Consider the following 16,893-nt stretch of genomic DNA (forward strand, 5'->3'; position numbering starts at 1 on the left):
CCGAAAGCTGCGTCAACCGGCCTGACGCAGCTCCTCCTGCATTTCTTCCACTTCCGGTGATTCGTGAAACTCGGTGTTCCGGGGATCCATCTCGGTCAGCACCGGTGAGGTTTCCGGCATGGCCGGAACGAAATGCTCCTGCTCGTCCACCGGAACATCTTCGGTGTGGCTGATGCGGTAGCTGGTAATCACCGCCAATACCAGCAGGAAACCGGCATTGCCATAGAACAGACCGGCCGGACCCAACAGGCTGATCAGCTTGGCCATGGCAATAGGGCCGATGACACTGCCAATACCATAGCTCAGCAGCAAGGTCGCACTGGCGGAGACTATCCGGTTGCTGTCCATACGGTCGTTGGTGATCGCCACTGCGATTGGATAGATGGTGGCCGAAAGGCCGGTAAACAACCCCACCAACAAGGTCAACAACGCCAGGTTGCTCGCACCGAACACCGCGACACCGCCCGCGGAAGCCGAGGCGGCCATCGCCACCCAGAACATGACCCTGCGCCGGTCAAAGCGGTCGCACAGCCGTCCCAGCGGCCAGGCCAGAAGCATGGCCGCCACAATCGCGCTGGCCATAAAGGTAGAGGTGCGCGCCACATCCAGGCCAACCAGCGTGGCGTAAACCGGCCCAAGGGCATAGAAGCCACCGATCATCACCCCACAGATCAGCGCCCCGGCAACGCCCGAAAACGACTCCCGCGCCAGCTTGAACACCGACATGCGACTGGCCTGTTCAATAACCGGCGCCTCCATCCGGGTCAAAGACAACGGAATCAATGCCAGCGTCAACAACATGGCCGCCAGCGAGAACGGCAGGAAGTTGGCCGGGTCACCGACATTGACGATCAACTGGCCGCCGGCGGCCGAAAGATAGAAGACAATCTGATAGACCGCGAAGAGTGCGCCGCGATTAGCGTTGGTGGCCCGACTGGAAAACCAGCTCTCAATGACCACCAGCACCCCGGCAATACTGAACCCGGACAGCACCCGCAGCACGGCCCAGAACACCATGGAAATAGCCATCGGATACATCAGTGCGGTGACCGCCGCCATGGCTGCGAACACCGCAAAGGCACGGATGTGACCCACCCGGCCAATAATCTTGTGCACATACAAGGTGCCAAGCACAAAACCGATGGAGTAACACACCAGCACCCAGCCGATCACATCTGGCGAAATCTCTTCAATACTCAGGCGAATGCCCAACAGAGTCATCAGAAAGGCGTTGCCACTGACCAGAAGGACAATACTGAGTATCAGCGCTGATAAAGACGCAACCATTCGGGTCATCGGAATTCTGCCTGTCGCGATTACAGTGGGTAACAAAAAGAAAAGATAACAACATTATAGATTGTCTGCTGGCGAGCATTTAACCAACCTCTTTATAGCCGCGCCACTAGGGAGTTGCCGAGACCCCGAGCCCGCACTGGCAGGCCGTTTGACAATGTTTTACATTAATGGGTCGTAACAGACCCGATTGGCGGGAGCAGGTAACATATTTGCCATGCAATCTACTGGACCGTGAGCGCCTGGCTATGAAGAAAACGGACTGGCCCATTCGTTGGGATTTACTGCTTCGCTATCGCCTGATCGAGATTATCGCCCTGTGGGAGGGTCGACTGACCACCAACCATATCTGTCACAGCTTTGGTATCGGTCGACAGCAGGCTTCCAAGGACATCAATACTTATCTTCGTGAACTGGCTCCCGGCAATCTGGTCTACGACCGGCACCTGAAAGGCTATGTCCCCTCTGCCAATTTCAAGCCGGTGGTCACCCGGGGCGCCGTATCCGAGTATCAGGATCTTCTGGCCCGCCAGCAGAATCTGAGTGATACCTTCTCCGATCTTGAACTGGGCCTGCCCGGCAACGCCGTCATCCCGGAGGCGGCCCGGCATATAGACCCGGAAGTTATGCGGGCCGTGGTGACCGCCACCCGTTATCATCGCCAGCTGAAGGCGAGCTACGTATCACTGAGCCGCCCGGAAGCCGCCGAGAGTGTGCTGGAACCCCACGCTCTGGTCAGTGCCGGCAACAGCTGGCACATTCGGGCCTGGTGCAGCGCCAACCGGGAATTCCGGGATTTCGCCCTGAGCCGCTTCCACGGCCGTATTGAGGCCCTGCGCCAGAAAGCCCGGCACAACGCCCAGCAGGATGACGACTGGCAGCGGCAGGTGACACTGGAGATCACCCCGGACCAGCGTCTGACCGAAGCCCAGCAAAAGATCATCGCCCGCGACTACGGCATGACCAATGGCCTGCTGCACATCGAAACCCGAGCCGCCCTGGCGCCCTATGTGCTGTCCCGACTGGGCATCACCTACGAAAACAGCCATCCAGACCCATTGGTTCAGCAGCTCGAACTGGCCAACCCGGACCAGCTCGGTTTTGGCAGCAAACGCGAGCGGGCACTCAAGGCGGTGGCCGGTCTCTGCTAGACTGGCCCCGTGACCAGACCGCTCCAGACCTTTACTGCCCTTCTTTGCCTCGGGCTTGTGTTATCGGCGACGCCACTCCAGGCGCAAGCCGATAACCGCTGTGGAGCTTCCGCCACGCCCATCCATCAGGTACAGGGCACCGGCAACCAATCCCCACTGATCGGCCAAACCGTGACCGTAGAAGGCATCCTTGTACTGGATGCCCGAAAACCTGGCGGCTTTTCCGGCTTCTATCTGCAGCAGGCCGATCACCAGACCGATGACAATCCAGCCACCTCCGAAGCACTGTTTGTCTATACCCGCAAAGCCGGTGGCAGCGTGGGTCAGCGGGTGCGGGTTACCGGCACTGTCAAGGAGTTTCACGGCCTGACCGAACTGGCACCGGTGCACAACCTTTCAGTATGCGGCCAGGCATCCCTGCCAGCGCTGATCAACGTATCGCTACCCTGGTCGCAACCACCCGAAAGCCTGGAAAACATGCGGGTGCGTTTCGATGAGCCCCTGACGGTCATCGATAACTACAACCTGGCCAGGTACGGCGAGCTGGCATTGGCGGCCAGCGATCAGGTGATTGCCACAGAACAGTTAGCGCCAGGTCCGGCTGCCCGCACACTGGAACAGCAAAACCTGGCGCAACGGATAACCCTGGACGATGGCCTGGGCAAGCAAAACCCGACGCCGGTGCCCTGGCTATCAGAACGCGATACCGTTCGGGCCGGCGATATCGTGTCAGAACTGGAGGGCGTACTGGATTACCGCTTTGGCCAGTGGCGGGTTCAACCGGGCGCTGTACCACGTTTCCAGGCCCGTAACCCCAGACCACAAGCGCCGACCAAATCAACGGACAGTATCCGGATCATGACCCTGAACCTGCAGAACTACTTCAATGGCGACGGGCAGGGCAAGGGCTTTCCCACGCCACGGGGCGCATCATCGCTCGAGCAGTTTCAGACCCAGAACCGTAAACTCGCCCGAACCATCCAGGACGCGCACCCCGACATCCTTGCCGTGACCGAACTGGAAAATGACGGCTACGGCCCAGACAGTGCGGCGGCTGGCCTGGCCCGGACGCTCGGCGCTGATTGGGCAGTCGTACAGACGCCGGGCAGGGACGGCAACGATGCCATCCGCACTGCCTTGCTGTATCGGGAATCCCGGGTCCGCCCCACTAGCCCGGCTTACAGGCCCGGACCAGGCGAACTTCCAGGCGCGTCCCGCCCGCCACTCGCCCAGGCATTCCGTGCCCGGGGAAGCGAGCTGACGTTCTGGGTGGTGGTACCACATCTGAAATCAAAATCCTGCCGGCATGCAGCGGCCCGAGAACAGGATCAGGGCGACGGGCAGGGCTGCTACAACCGGCAGCGGACCCTCAGCGCCAACGCTATCGTGATCTGGCTCCAGGCACTGGCCGGAGATCCCGAAACCACACCCGTACTGATCACTGGCGATCTCAATAGCTATGCCCGCGAGGCGCCGGTCGAACAGTTCCAGGAAGCCGGTTTCACCAGCCTGGTACACCAGTATCACCCTTGCTTGCCAATGCAGTGCGAGCACTATACCTACCGGTACCAGGGCCAGAAAGGTACCCTTGATTACGCGCTTGCCAGCCCGGCACTGATGCCTTGGGTTGAGCGGGCGCAAACCTGGAACATCAACGCCGATGAGCCCCGGGCGCTGAGCTACCATCAGACCCCGGATCAGTCGGGCCCGTGGCGATCGTCTGACCACAATCCCGTGCTGACCGATCTGAACCTCAGCCCCACCCGCTGACTTGCTGCACCGCCTCCGGAGTCCGGCAGCCGGGCAATAGCGCACGGCTCGTGCCGCGTTAAACTGACAAGGCATTCACAGTAATGAGGTGTGCCCGTGGCATCGATCCCTGTACCCGATCTCTGGCCCATAGCCCGAACCGGACAACGCTGGCTACTCAGAGCCAAACGCCGGGAAGCCGGTGTGGACGGTCATCGCATGATTTTTCTGGAACGCGGCCGGCCCGGTCCGGGGCGTCCGACCCTGGTGCTTATCCATGGCTTTGCCTCCATGAAGGAGAACTGGGCGCTCTGGATGCAGAAGCTGCCTTCGGACTGGCATCTGCTGATTCCGGACCTGCCGGGGCTGGGCGAAAGCCAGTATCAGCCGGCGGCCAGCTATCGCTACGAACGCCAGGCAGAGCGGCTGAGGGATTGGCTGTCTGAATACCCGGGCGACAACCTGCATCTGGCGGGCAGTTCCATGGGCGGTGCCATTGCCGCAATCCTCGCCCATAAGCTGAACCAGCCACCCCGCTCGGTCACACTGCTCAATAGCGCCGGCATCCCGGAACACCCGGATGTGGATATCAACGCGCCCTTCAAGTCTGATCGCGATGCCATTCTTATTCCTGGCGACTGGGCCGGCGTTTACCGCATGTTCAACAGCGTCGGGAATGGCAAGCCCACGGTACCCGGACTGGCCATGACCGGTCTGCTGGGGCCTGACCTGCTCAAACGGCAAGCGTCGCTGCGGCACATTTTCAACGATATGCTGGCCGATGCCCTGGCGCCCGCGCGATTTCTTGGCCCAGACACTCCACCCCTGCAAGTGCAATGGGGTGATCGCGACGTGATCACACCAACCCGTTGCGTAGACTGGTTTCGTACCGCCACACCCAATGCTGAAGTTCACGTGTTCCCGGGTGTCGGCCACCTGCCCATGCTGGAACGCCCGGGCCAATCCGCCAGGGTGTTGCAGGAGTTTGTTCAACGACAGGCGAGATAAAGCAATTGGCCTCTCTGGCCCATTGACCCGTCAGCGAAGTCATGGGGCTCAACCGTGCAAAGCGCCATAATCGGTTCCAACGAGCTCCCTTACATAACAACAACACACGCTGACGAGGAACATCATGCGCGCCTCTGTTTCCAATTCTCAGGATCTGGGCATGCCGGCCATCTACCTGCATACCCTGGCCGAGCTGCTTCATACCATTGGTGTTGATGAGCGGGACCTGATTCTGAGAGTCGGGCTGGATCCCACCCGGCTCAATTCCACCGAACTTCGGGTCAGCCAGGCCCAGGCCAGCGAGTTTGTGACCCGGGCCATCATTGAAAGTGGTGAGCCGGGGCTTGGCATTCTGCTAGCAAGGGAACTCAAGCTGCCCCTGCACGGTGCACTGGGTACCGCTGTCATGAGCAGCCGCACGCTGGCCGAGGCTCTGGAGCTGATGACCCGTTATCTCACCTTGCGGGCACCGCATCTGAAGGTAGAGAAGCGAGTCGCAGGCAGCAATGTCTGGTACGCGGTCAAATGCGATATCGAGCTGGGCCCATTGCAGGGATTCGTTCTGGATGCTGTGCTGTTCGGCTGCGTTTCCATGGGGGCACAACTCACTGGCAGCCCGGTGCCCGGAACGCAGGTTTTGCGCCGCGGCCCGGAACCCAATCACTTTCACCGGTTCCGACGCTCCATCGGGGTGCCGGTGGACTATGGTGCCAGTGAAGATGCTCTGTTGATTCCTGCCCGCCAGCTCAATCTGCCGGTGCAGTTCAGTAACGATCAGTTGGCGGTCAGTTCGCGGGAACAATGCGAAACGGCACTGAAACAGTTAAAAGAAGATGCCGGGTTTGCCTGCCGTGTTCGACGGGTGATCGAAACCAGCCACCCGTTTCCGCCAAAACTGGCCCGGGTGGCCTCCACCCTGTATGTTTCAGAGCGCACCCTGAAACGCCGGCTGCAGGAAGAAGAAGCCAGCTTCCAGGCCCTGGTGGACCAGGTGCGCCTGGAGCGCGCGCGGGATCTGCTGGCCAGCACCACCATGAATCTGAGCCAGATTGCCGACAGCCTGGGCTATGCCGACGCCGCCAATTTTACCCGGGCGTTCAAACGCTGGACGGGGCTGAGCCCCAGCCACTTTCGCAACCGGGAACTGCAGACCGCGGAAACCGCCTGACTCAGTCGATGCCCAGAATCTTGTGCATCTGCAAGGTTAACCGCCATTGCGGATGCGCCAGGCAGTAGTCCGTGGCTTTGCGGGTATTGCTTTGCTTGATGGCATCCGGCCCACCCTCCGGCACAGACGGTGAGGCCATGGGTGACAGGAAGTAATGCCTCGCCCGGATGTGCAGAAATCGCTCCGGTGGCGCCAGCGGCTGCGGGTAGACCAGCTTCAGCTCATCACACTCGGCAATGACCACCTCGGCATCGGCTTTCGGGCTGACACACAGCCAGTCGATACCTTCGGGCGCAGGCAATGTGCCATTGGTTTCAACCCCAACCTCAAACCCGGCCCGGTGAAAGGCCCTGATCAAAGGCTCATCCAGTTGCAGCAGAGGCTCACCACCGGTACAGACCACATAGGGCCGGCCAGGAGCATCGGGCCACAGTGACCGGATATGGGCGGCCAGGGCCTCCGGGGTGTCGAAGCGGCCGCCATTCTGGCCATCGGTACCGACAAAATCTGTATCGCAGAAATTGCACACCGCATTCGCCCGGTCTTTCTCACGCCCCGTCCAGAGATTGCATTTGCTGAACCGGCAGAACACCGCCGCGCGTCCAGCCTGGGCGCCCTCACCCTGGAGAGTGTAAAAGGCTTCCTTGACGCGGTACATCAGGCAAGACGCTCGTAGGTCAGTGGATCGGTGACGCCGTTGGCGGCAAAGGCCTCCAGCCGCTCGACGCAGGAACCACAACGTCCGCACGCCTTGTCGCGGCCGTTGTAGCAGGTCCAGGTCTGGCTGTAATCGAGGCCCAGCTTGAGCCCTTCAGCCAGGATCTGGCCCTTGTCCATGGCCATAAAGGGTGCCTCAATGCCCACGGGCTCGTAGTTGGCCACCCGGCACACAGCATCCATTTTTTCAACAAACTCCGGCCGGCAATCCGGGTAAATGGCGTGGTCCCCGCCATGGGCTCCATACCAGACCGCGCCCGCCCCGGTAGTCACCGCATACCCGGTCGCCAGCGATAACAGGATCATGTTGCGATTGGGCACAACCGTGGCTTTCATGGTGTCTTCTTCATAATGGCCTTCAGGCACTTCGATGTCGGACGTCAGAGAAGAGCCGGACATCACCTCACTCATAGCACGGATATCAATCACTTTGTGGGGGATACCTTCAGCCCGGCAAACATCGGCGGCCACATCCAGTTCCCGCACGTGGCGCTGGCCATAGTTGAAGGACAGGGCATGTACCTTGAGCCCCCTGGCGCGGGCCAGGTGCAACAGTGTGAAAGAATCCATACCACCGGAATAGATAACGACAACGGAGTCAGTCATGAGGGGTCAGCACCAGTTTTTCAGAAGGGTGTGTCATCGGGCTTTTACAAAGCGTGGCCATATTGTAACAGTGACAAACCGAGTTGGGTTCGCGTCCTGGCAAGATCAGGGGTAAACTCGAAAGAAAACGACAAAGCACCAGCACCGATTCAATGAGCTCAGACTTCAGCCCGGCCTTTATTGACTTTGAGGCGTCCAGCCTCGACCTGATCGCCAGCTACCCGATTGAGGTAGGCATCTGCATGCCCGACGGGGCACTGCACAGCTGGCTGATTCAGCCCCATGTGCTCTGGCAGGACTGGTCTGAAAGCGCGGAGACCATTCACGGTATTTCACGGCAACGGCTGTTGCAGGAAGGCATGGCGGTTAGCGAGGTGGCCCGGCAATTGAACCAGCTGTTGCCGGAGCAGGTATTCTGTGACGCCTGGACCTTCGACAGCTTCTGGCTACATCGGCTGTTTCGGGCCGCCGGCGAGGTGCCGGCGTTTCAACTGGAATCCATTTCCATGCTGCTCGACCCGGGCCAGGTACGCCACTGGTCAGGCATCCGCCAGCAGGTGATTGCCGAACTCGGGCTGCCCGTGCATCGGGCAGCCAACGATGCACTCATCCTGCACAAAACCTGGGAACGGGTTATTTGCCGGGGCGAAGCCGCAGTGCAATAACTTCCAGGCCATCTCGGATGGTATGGAGTGTCCAGTAGGTGGCCAGTGCCATCAGCGCGGCACCAGTAAGCGTAAAGGACAGGTTCTCACCCACCACTTGCCCCTGCGCCATCACCAGATAAACGGCAACCGCTACAATCAGGGCAATCTCGACAATAAAATCAGAACGGAACTTGTTACGGGCAGGTCCGGGTTCTTCGGGCATTTTCTTCGGTTTCAACCTCTGGATATCAATTGGATAACTGGATGTATTGAGTGGTTGAATTATCGCCAAAGCCGCCATAAATGGCTGTACGAAGTAGTGGCTACGAACTTACCGAGATGGCAAAAAAAAACGCAGCCCATCGGGCTGCGTAGAAAGGAGAGATCCATTCGATACCTGCCAGGCAGGTACCGCGGATTGCACAACGTAAAAACACGTGACAGGGAGAAGTATGAGGATTTCCCGCCGGTGCGTCTGTACGGGTTTGCCGAATGAGCTGGGCTATTGCAAACCGTCCAATTGCCTATACACTGATGACTGAACCGAATCCACAGAGCCGATATGACCAGGATGATTTCAAAGCACACCGTATACTCAGCCGCCGGTTGCCAGATTGGGCAGGCCGTGCGTGCCATGGTGAAAGACAGCTAACGGCTTTCGGTCAGTCCCGGGAGCCGTTGCGGCAACCGGGGCAGCTTCTCCGCCAGACCCCGGTTGCCTGTGAGGCTCCGGGGTTTTCTGTTTTTGCAGCCGCAAAACGACAAGGAGAACATCATGAGAAGACATCCGACATCACGTGCAGCGAACCAGCCCATGGCCAATCGTCAGGCTCCGATCAAGCGCCCGGAGAAGCTGCCGCTGCTGGATGCAATCTGCAAGAAACTCAATCAGCGAGTCAACCTGGATGACGAGCAGCGGGTGCTGGGTCTGTACGAGCGGGGCTGGATTTTCAAAGGCGTACTCAGCAATCTGGACGGCGCCGAAGCCCGATATGTCCGGGCTCTTGCGACCCGCTACAACTCCTGGATTGCCCGCCAGGTAGCCTGATCAGGCTTGCCGTCACGACCGCAGGCTGGACCGGTCAATGATGCCGGTTCAGCCCATCCATCATCGACAGATCACCGCCATGGACCATGGCGTAGTTGTTCACCACATCGTAAATCTTTTCCTGGGAATAGGGCTTCACTACATAGCCATTGGCGCCGGCACTGATGGCACGTTGAATACTCTCAATGGAATCGTCTGCCGTGACCAGCACAATATGCTGGTTCTCCCGAACCTGTTTGAAACGGGTCATCAGTTCGTGACCGTTACCATCCGGCAGTCCCAGATCCAGCAGAATGATCTGGAACTCACTGGCCTCGAACGCCGCCCTGGCAGACGCAGCGTCCGCACATTCAGACACGCTGGTAGCACCGGCTTTGTAAAGCATGTCGACCAGACGCTCCCGCATCACCGGCTCATCTTCGACCACCAGTACTCTGAGATCACTCATTACACTCTCCTGTTCTGTGCCCTGGCTCAGTAGGTATCGTTGCCGGTTCGGCGCGGCAAGTCCAGAGGTGCGGGCCCGGGGCGGACATCAACCGGTTCATCACCGGTGGGCCCGCCATGGTCACCGACGGACGGTGGCGCGGTCACCCGGGTGAGAATATTGGCAATGCTGACTGCCGTTGTATAGAGGGAAATGGAGACAATCAGCAGTACCGGCTGCACAAAGGCCACAAAGCCCGGAATCTCCGCGTTCCCGGTCATACTCAGGATCAGGATGATGGCCGGCCCAAGGACCACGAACAGCGTCAGGGCAATAAAAAACACAATCCGCTCTTTGTAGCGCCCCAGATCGCGATTGGTCACCAACCCCAGCACAAATTTGCCGATAGCCAGGCCGGCCAGAATCGCCGCAGCAATACTCAGGTCGGGCCGCATCAGGGACTGGTACAGGTTGCCATCCCAGAGCCGCTGCATGGCAATGACAAGAAACGGAAACAGTACGAACAGTATGTCGGCGTATGTGCCATACATCATGCTCAGGGAATAATGTTCCTGTTTTTGGTTATCGCTCATTGGCCTGTTCCTTTGTGGTTTTCGACGACCTCTGGTGGCCCTCAAGGGCCCGGTCAATCATGGCGTTCAGGGTGGTCAGTTCCTGTCGAATCATCCCCCTCTCTCCGGGGCTTGAGCGTACACATCGCTCAAGTATCCCTGCCTGTTCTGTCATCAACGGATAGCCCATGGCACCGGCGGTGCCCTTGATCTGATGGCTCTCGGACTGCAATTGCTGCAACTGTCCCTGGGCCAGTGCGGCTTCCATGCGCCGCTTTCGCTCAGCCAGGCCATCCAGGAAACGGTTCACCAGCGGACCAATGTCATCGTCAACCGCCTCGCCGACCCATTGTTCCACCGGCAGATAGCGATCCAGCAGGGCCTGCAGGTGGGCATGGTCAATGGGCTTGTTCAGCACCCCGTCGCAACCGGCCTCCAGCAAGGCTTCATTCTCTGCCTGATCACCAGCGGTAAAGGCAATGATCGGCCGCCGGAAGCCCGCCTGGCGCAAAAGCAGGGTGGCCGCAACGCCGTCCATGCCGGGCATGTGGCGATCCATAAGCACCAGTTTCACGGTTTCCGACAGGGCCCGGCGAACCGCCTCTTCCCCATTGGTCACCAGCAAGGGCTCTGCGCCGGTGCGGCGGAGCATCCGCTCCACCAGCCCACGGTTATCATCGTTGTCTTCGGCCACCAGCACCTTACCGCTGTACCGGTGACCCGAACCCACCGCCGTTTCCGCCGACAACGCCAGGTAACGGGCCAATACCTCGTAAAAGCGCTGCTTGTCGATGGGTTTGGCCAGGTGATCATTGCATCCCGCCAGACGATATTCAGCGATATCCTCGGCCATGACATTGGCCGTAAGCGCAACCACCGGGGTGTTAACACCTGCTTCCCGCAACGCCAGGGTGGCATCCCGGCCATTCATCACCGGCATCTGGATGTCCATCAGAATCAGATCGAAGTGCTCGCGGGTGGCGCGCTCCAGGGCTTCCGCGCCATTACTGACATGCACCAGCTCGGCACCGGTGCGCCCCACCAGCAACGACACCAGCCGGCGGTTTACATCGTTATCCTCGGCACAGAGGATGCGGCCCGACAACCGGGGCGCCATGACCATGGCAATGGCCCGGCGCCGCTGGCTGAATTCCGAGGCATCCCGCAGGAAATGAACCTGCGCGAGTTCACCGGTGCTGATGCACACTTCAAATTCACTGCCTTCACCATAGGTGCTGGACACCCGGATATCGCCGCCCAGCAGTTCCGCCAGCCTCCGGGATATACTGAGGCCGAGCCCCGTGCCGCCATACTGGCGGGAAATTGCGGTGCTGCCCTGGGCAAAGGGGTCAAACAGACGGTCCAGCTGTTCAGGCTTCATGCCAATCCCGGTATCCACCACCCGGGCGTAAAGCTTCTCGGCGCCCCGGTCACAGCGAATAATCAGGGAGATAGACCCATTTTCCGTGAACTTCAGGGCATTTCCGCACAAATTAATGATAATTTGTCGGTAACGGGTTGGATCGGTCCGGATCTTCTCGGGCAGGGGATAATCGCAGATGATACTGAAATCCAGGCCCTTTTCCCGGGCCCGGGGGGCGAAGAAGGCGCGGATTTCATCCAGTAACTCCGGCAGATTGACCGGCACCACATCAACATCCAGCTTGTTGGCGTCGATCTTTGAGTGGTCGAGGATATCGTTCACCAGCTCCAGCAGGTGACGCCCGCTGCGAACCACCGTTTCAGCGCTGCTGCGTTTCTCGGTTTCGTTCAGATCCGGGTCCAGCAGGGTTTCGCCATAGCCGATGATAGCCGCCAGCGGGGTCCGGATTTCATGACTCATATTGGCCAGGAACTGGCTCTTGGCCTGAGCGGAATTCCGGGCCAGCTCTTTTTCCAGCCGCTCCTGCTCCCGCTCCCGCTCGATCTGCAGGCGCTGATGGCTCTCGGTGGCGTCAATACAGGTGCCTTCGAGATGCATGGGCAGGCCCTCGGCATCATACACCGTGTGCAGGGAAATGGTGGCCCAGCGTTCCTCGCCCTGACGGGTCAGGTAACGCGCTTCAATACCCTTCACCGTACCCCGGGCCTCCAGTTGCTCGACCACCAGACGCCGCAACCGCTCATCGGCAATGCAGGTTTCCAGCACATCCGGATTACGCGCCAGCAGCTCACGGCTGCTGCTGTAGCCCAGCAACTCGGCCATGGCCGGGTTGGCGGTTACAAACCGCCGTTCCGGTGACATCTGGAACACGCCCTCAATGGCGTTATCAAACAGTGACTGGTAACGCCTCAGGTTCGCCAGAGCGCGCTGGTTCCAGGCCAGGGCCTCGCCCTGAACCTGCTTGATTCGGTCAGCCAGGGCAAAGGAAAACAGGATGATCTGGGCCGTCAGGCCGAACTGTGGCGAATAGCTGGTAAAGGTATTCAGCGGCAGGTAACCCATCACCGTCAGCGCATAGATACCAAACCCGATCAGGGCCAGGGTCCAGGCAAAGAAATAAGAGCGTGCTGCCGGGTTGTAATAGCGCCAGGACAGATAGCTGACCACAATCAGAATGATACTGAGCAGAATCGAGCCGACCACAATCCATTCCATGGCCACCGAATAGGGCATGAAAAACGACAAACCAAAGGTGGTGACGACAGAGGTCAGACATAACCGGAGTACATGATCCAGATCGGGCGAGCGTTGCCGGGTTTCCAGCAGCGAACGGGCCATCAACAGGCCAAAGAACCAGGTCAGGATAATCTGGAAAGGGAGGTATTCCTTGTTGAGCAAGGCTGGCCGGCTATCCAGCAACTGAACCCCGTGCACCTGTTCGGTACCGATGAATACCGCCGCACATACCAGGTAGAGCACGTAGTAGATGTTGCTGCGCTCCCGCACCGATACCGCCACAAACAGGTTGTAAGCCAGGATAGCCAGGATGGCACCCAGCAGCAGCCCGCGCACGGCTTCGTCGATGGAGACCTTTTCTATGTAATTGTCCGGGTGCCAGAGGGTAATCGGCAGGCGGAAGGTGTTGGTGTTGGTAATGCGCAGGAAAACCGTGGTGACGGTGTCTGGCGACAATCTGAGCCGGAAGGTCGGGTTTGGCACGGCCAGATCCCGTTCGTCCCAGCTGTCCAGATACCCGGTCTGGCGTTGTTCCACCAGTTGCCCATCCCGAACCAGATACAGCCGAACGTCGTCCACCAGTGGCAGCGCCAGCTCCAGTATCCAGTCCGACCGCGAGGTTAAACGGCGGGTGCTCAGGTCGAAGCGGGTCCAGTAGGCCGAGCCGGTATAACCGAAGTTAAGCACTCCACCCTGGTGACGGGTCAGCGTGTCCTCGCCTACGGCGCGAACCTCATCAATCGTCAGTGACTGCTCAGGATCTTCCAGGTACCACAGGCACTCGCCCAGATTCGGAATGCTACCGGTGTTGTGATCCAGCATGATCTGCCCATCCCGGCAGGCATTCTGGGCCTTCGCCACAGATGGCAAAACCAGAGCGGCCAGAAACAGGAGCAGAACCACCGTCCGCACCGGGATATGGGCAAACCGTTGCTGCAAAATGTGATCTCCGCGCGGGTAGCTGCGTGCTTTATCGTTTATTGTCAGCACTCGTCACTTTAGCCGTTCACACGCTTTTTCGCACCCCGGGGTCACCTGAAATGAGACATTCCTGCCTTTTTGCCGCTGTTTCACTCACGTTACTGACACTCAGCGGTTGTCGGGTAGACAGTGGCGGCGATTCCTCATCGACGTTGAATCCGGCCAGTAATGTTGATCTCACCTTCAGAACCTTTGACCTCGCGGATACAGACCGTGCCCCGAACACCCTGAGCAAAACCCGGTTTGCTGATTTCTATCCCGGTATCGAGCCGAACGGCGCGGACCAGGCAGAGGACTACCAGGCAACGGCTGCCGAAATCCGTCGCCATATCGACCGGTTTATCGGTGGCGAGCCCACCAGCGACGAAAAAAGCTACCGCAAGGTTCGTAACCCTCTCGATCTGATGAACCAGGTGATCAGCGTAGGGCGCGTCGATAATTTTGATGAAGGGCGGGACTATATCCGCAGGCGCATTGAAGCCGGTGAGTCAGGCACCTATAACTCCCGCTCCAATCAGGCCTCCATCCGATTTACCGATCAGGCTGCGACCCTTGAAAACCGACCTCTGAATGCCCGGGAATGGCGTTATCAGACTCTGGACTGGCGCTATCAGGCTGGCAGCGAAACCGGGCATGTTTATCGCACTATCCAGTATGTTGCCCGCAGCGTCGACGCTGAAAACCGGGATCAACAACCACAATTGCTGAGCGTTCTCGCAGGCTCAAGGTTCAGTGCAGCGTCATTCAGCGCCATTGGCTACAACCAGCCGGAATACGCGACGGCAGACTACGTGTCACGGGACTACGGCGGCATCGAACTGCGCCAGGAGTTCATCGGAACGACCCAGAAAGATACCTTGTATATTAAAAGTCCGGATCAGGCGGTCATTGATTTCAGCCGACACGGCTTCAATATGGAGGACGACAGCCCGGACTGTCTCCGCATTGAACTGGATTACGGCATGAGCAAGGTCCATCTGTTCGTCTCCAACGACGAACCGGCAAGAATTCCGGATCCAGAGGAAGATCCAGCCGATTACGAGAACGCCGATGACATTCCAACCGTCAGCAATCCGGCAAACTGTGCCAATCAGCCGGAAACGGAATTCCTGATGTCCTGGAATGCAGAATCAACACCTGACCGACAGTAGCAATCGTCTCTGCAGAACTGGGCCTGTTACAGGTCCCAGTTCTGCAGAAAGCCCTTTTTTCGGCAGATCATCCGTTCGTAGGTGGAAATCATGATGGCTGCGTGGGGGGCTTTGGTCAGGCGCAGGGTTTCAATACGACGCTCCAGGCGCTGTACCTCATCGCAGATCTGCTGTTGCACGTGGGAACGCACACTGTCGTGCTGATCAAGCTTGACGCTACGCTGCTCAGGCGGGGGAAATTGCGGCTTTTCCATAGTTAACCTCGTCCAATGAGTGTGGAAAACATCCTTATTGATTGATACCAAGTGTGCCGAACTGTCAGACAAAGTGCAATTACAATGAACAAGCTTTCACTTTTTTTGACAGATTCTGGCGTCAGGCCTTGAGCGCCAAGGCCTGACGCCTTAATGAAACGCTCAGGCGGCCACCAGTCTCCGCTGGTTTTCCGGCAACACCGGGAACTGTTTGCAGACAGTGTAGACGAAACGAGCCAGGGCTGGTAAGTGATGACCCACAATCGGAAAACCGGTGTTCAACAGGCTGACGGAAATGTCCCGGGCCGGGTCCGCCCAGCACAGTTTATTGATCAGCCCGACATGGCCAAACGCATAGCGGCTTTGCTGGCCCCAAAGGCCAACAGGATTGCTGCCCAGCATCATGCCGGCACTGAATCGCATGGGCACCAGCATGGTCCTGTCCATCTGCAGTGAGCCAAATTGCTGGATGGCACGGCGAACCGTGAGTTCACTGCAGATGCGCTTGCCATCCCAACTGCCACCATTGAGCATCATCTGAAAGAAGCGCCCCATTTCTTCGGCCGTGCCGCACAGATTTCCGGCGGGGATCACCGCCTCCTGGAAGCGGGGGTCGTTGGTGACTTTCTCCACCGTCCGGATATCACCGCCCAAGGCGCGGTTCACCACCCAGGACACCGGAAACCGGGGTGTCGGCCCGGTCGCATAATTGCTGGCCAGCTCGTGCAGGTGTTCGGGAGCTATGCCATAGGTAAACCATTTCATACCCATGGGGCGGCGCAGGTAACGATCCAGGTAGCTTTCGATAGTGTCGCCGGTTACCTTTTCCAGAACCCGCTGCAACACAAAGCCACCGGTAATGGCATGGTAGGCCACCTTGGCGCCGTCCACTTCGACTGGCTTGGCGGCGCAGAGCAGCCGCCAGATTTCGTCGCGGTCCCAAAGCACGTCGATCGGGGTTTCCCGGGGTATCGCGGGGATACCGCCCCGGTGGGAGAGAATCTGGTGCACGGTAATCGTGCGCTTGCCGTTACGCGCAAATTCCGGGCAATAGTAGGACACCGGGTCCATCAGGTTGACCAGCCCCTGCTCGGACAACATATGCATCAGTAACGCGGTGACTGCTTTGGAGGCGGAAAAGAAACAGATCGGGGTGTCGGTGGTCATGGGAATGCGCGGCAACGAGGCCGGATCGTGGGGACCATTACCCCGGGCGTGCCCGATCGACCGGTGCAATACCTGCTCACCCCGATAACGCAGTGACAACTGAATACCGGGATGCACGCCCGTTCTGTAAAGGGCCTCAACACTGCGCCAGACGGCTTCGGCGGCATTGCTGTCGAGCCCGACCCGATCCGGATGTTCACCGGCGGTGTCGCGAAATGTCACCGGGTTCAGGTCCCGAGGCACATTACAGGTATGCAGGGCACGGCGGGCGAGTGAATGCATGATAAACGCCTTATCAGTCTTGTTATTGGTTGGTGCGCCAGAGGTTTTTCGA

16 protein-coding genes are annotated in these 16,893 nt (G+C 58.9%); 7 read left to right on the top strand and 9 right to left on the bottom strand.

The genetic code is table 11. From position 1 onward, the window contains the following. Window positions 1-12 precede the first annotated feature (12 nt). A complete protein-coding gene (locus tag JIF53_RS05745; RefSeq protein ID WP_023008081.1) occupies window positions 13-1,296 on the bottom strand; it encodes an MFS transporter in 1,284 nt (427 codons plus the stop codon). Window positions 1,297-1,541: 245 nt separating this feature from the next. Between JIF53_RS05745 and JIF53_RS05750 the strand changes: the two genes are divergently transcribed. The 4 genes from JIF53_RS05750 to JIF53_RS05765 all read left to right on the top strand — a co-directional run bounded on the left by JIF53_RS05750 (window position 1,542) and on the right by JIF53_RS05765 (window position 6,369). Next, entirely contained in the window at window positions 1,542-2,444 is a 903-nt protein-coding gene (locus JIF53_RS05750) for a helix-turn-helix transcriptional regulator (protein WP_153739873.1), read from the top strand. Window positions 2,445-2,453: 9 nt separating this feature from the next. Further along, a complete protein-coding gene (locus JIF53_RS05755; RefSeq protein ID WP_023008083.1) occupies window positions 2,454-4,214 on the top strand; it encodes an ExeM/NucH family extracellular endonuclease in 1,761 nt (586 codons plus the stop codon). 96 nt (window positions 4,215-4,310) lie between these two features. Then, on the top strand, window positions 4,311-5,201 hold the full coding sequence (locus JIF53_RS05760) for an alpha/beta fold hydrolase (RefSeq protein WP_199452040.1): 891 nt from the start codon (window positions 4,311-4,313) through the stop codon (window positions 5,199-5,201). A 124-nt stretch (window positions 5,202-5,325) separates the two neighbouring features. Next, a complete protein-coding gene (locus JIF53_RS05765; RefSeq protein WP_199452041.1) occupies window positions 5,326-6,369 on the top strand; it encodes an AraC family transcriptional regulator in 1,044 nt (347 codons plus the stop codon). A 1-nt stretch (window position 6,370) separates the two neighbouring features. On the opposite strand, the gene queE is transcribed toward JIF53_RS05765, so the two are convergent. Together queE and queC are read right to left on the bottom strand one after the other, a co-directional pair. Beyond that, entirely contained in the window at window positions 6,371-7,027 is a 657-nt protein-coding gene (queE, locus tag JIF53_RS05770) for a 7-carboxy-7-deazaguanine synthase (RefSeq protein WP_011783687.1), read from the bottom strand. After that, on the bottom strand, window positions 7,027-7,692 hold the full coding sequence (gene queC, locus JIF53_RS05775) for a 7-cyano-7-deazaguanine synthase QueC (protein WP_022991829.1): 666 nt from the start codon (window positions 7,690-7,692) through the stop codon (window positions 7,027-7,029). Before queC ends, queE begins: the two co-directional genes overlap by 1 nt. A 152-nt stretch (window positions 7,693-7,844) precedes the next feature. Here queC and JIF53_RS05780 point away from each other — a divergent pair, with 152 nt between their 5' ends. Further along, on the top strand, window positions 7,845-8,357 hold the full coding sequence (locus tag JIF53_RS05780) for a hypothetical protein (protein ID WP_199452042.1): 513 nt from the start codon (window positions 7,845-7,847) through the stop codon (window positions 8,355-8,357). Here the strand turns inward: JIF53_RS05780 and JIF53_RS05785 are convergent. Next, window positions 8,326-8,562 (bottom strand): hypothetical protein, encoded by a 237-nt coding sequence (locus JIF53_RS05785; protein WP_153739730.1) that lies wholly within the window; start codon window positions 8,560-8,562, stop codon window positions 8,326-8,328. The genes JIF53_RS05780 and JIF53_RS05785 overlap by 32 nt on opposite strands. A 552-nt stretch (window positions 8,563-9,114) precedes the next feature. Here JIF53_RS05785 and JIF53_RS05790 point away from each other — a divergent pair. After that, window positions 9,115-9,387: a hypothetical protein gene (locus tag JIF53_RS05790; RefSeq protein WP_031209774.1), complete on the top strand. Its 273-nt coding sequence runs from the start codon at window positions 9,115-9,117 to the stop codon at window positions 9,385-9,387. Window positions 9,388-9,421: 34 nt separating this feature from the next. Here JIF53_RS05790 and JIF53_RS05795 read toward each other — a convergent pair whose 3' ends face one another. The 3 genes from JIF53_RS05795 to JIF53_RS05805 are packed head-to-tail and all read right to left on the bottom strand — an operon-like array spanning window position 9,422 to window position 13,945. Next, entirely contained in the window at window positions 9,422-9,835 is a 414-nt protein-coding gene (locus JIF53_RS05795) for a response regulator (RefSeq protein ID WP_011783682.1), read from the bottom strand. 26 nt (window positions 9,836-9,861) lie between these two features. Next, window positions 9,862-10,407 (bottom strand): hypothetical protein, encoded by a 546-nt coding sequence (locus JIF53_RS05800; protein ID WP_011783681.1) that lies wholly within the window; start codon window positions 10,405-10,407, stop codon window positions 9,862-9,864. After that, a complete protein-coding gene (locus JIF53_RS05805; protein ID WP_199452043.1) occupies window positions 10,397-13,945 on the bottom strand; it encodes a 7TM diverse intracellular signaling domain-containing protein in 3,549 nt (1,182 codons plus the stop codon). Before JIF53_RS05805 ends, JIF53_RS05800 begins: the two co-directional genes overlap by 11 nt. Window positions 13,946-14,046: 101 nt before the next feature. Here JIF53_RS05805 and JIF53_RS05810 point away from each other — a divergent pair, with 101 nt between their 5' ends. Further along, window positions 14,047-15,138: a hypothetical protein gene (locus JIF53_RS05810; RefSeq protein ID WP_199452044.1), complete on the top strand. Its 1,092-nt coding sequence runs from the start codon at window positions 14,047-14,049 to the stop codon at window positions 15,136-15,138. A gap of 26 nt (window positions 15,139-15,164) precedes the next feature. Here JIF53_RS05810 and JIF53_RS05815 read toward each other — a convergent pair whose 3' ends face one another. Together JIF53_RS05815 and JIF53_RS05820 are read right to left on the bottom strand one after the other, a co-directional pair. Next, window positions 15,165-15,392, bottom strand: a complete 228-nt coding sequence (locus tag JIF53_RS05815) for a hypothetical protein (protein ID WP_022991822.1) — start codon at window positions 15,390-15,392, stop codon at window positions 15,165-15,167. Between the two features lie 162 nt (window positions 15,393-15,554). After that, a complete protein-coding gene (locus JIF53_RS05820) occupies window positions 15,555-16,841 on the bottom strand; it encodes an EstA family serine hydrolase (RefSeq protein WP_014420075.1) in 1,287 nt (428 codons plus the stop codon). Window positions 16,842-16,893: the final 52 nt, after the last annotated feature.

Source organism: Marinobacter sp. bablab_jr008 (assembly GCF_016464145.1).
Classification (GTDB): Bacteria; Pseudomonadota; Gammaproteobacteria; order Pseudomonadales; family Oleiphilaceae; genus Marinobacter; species Marinobacter nauticus.